This window comes from Pseudomonas sp. IT-P258, assembly GCF_949767825.1.
Taxonomy (GTDB): Bacteria; Pseudomonadota; Gammaproteobacteria; order Pseudomonadales; family Pseudomonadaceae; genus Aquipseudomonas; species Aquipseudomonas monachiensis.
Genome location: NZ_CATKPU010000067.1, coordinates 1 through 413 on the forward strand (window position 1 = coordinate 1; position 413 = coordinate 413).

Consider the following 413-nt stretch of genomic DNA (forward strand, 5'->3'; position numbering starts at 1 on the left):
ATCCTCTCGTACATCATGTGCAAGGCGATGAACCGCTCCTTCTTTAATGTGCTGCTCGGTGGCTTCGGCAATACGGCAGAGGCGGCCGGCCCGGCGGGTTCCAAAGAAGCCCGTCCGGTGAAATCCGGTTCGGCTGACGACGCGACCTTCCTGCTGACCAACGCCGACACCGTGATCATCGTGCCGGGCTACGGCCTGGCGGTGGCACGCGCTCAGCATGCACTGAAGGAACTGACCGAGAAGCTGACCCATCGCGGCGTGACCGTGAAGTATGCGATCCACCCGGTTGCCGGTCGTATGCCCGGCCACATGAACGTGTTGCTGGCCGAGGCCGAAGTGCCTTACGACCAGGTGTTCGAGATGGACGACATCAACTCCGAGTTCGGCCAGGCCGACGTGGTGCTGGTGCTGGG

The 413-nt window shown here is 62.7% G+C and carries 1 protein-coding gene; it reads left to right on the forward strand.

What is annotated here, in order from left to right:
* Nucleotides 1-413: NAD(P)(+) transhydrogenase (Re/Si-specific) subunit beta (locus ACM6G4_RS22515; RefSeq protein WP_414914656.1), on the forward strand; the 413-nt coding region annotated here is incomplete at both ends.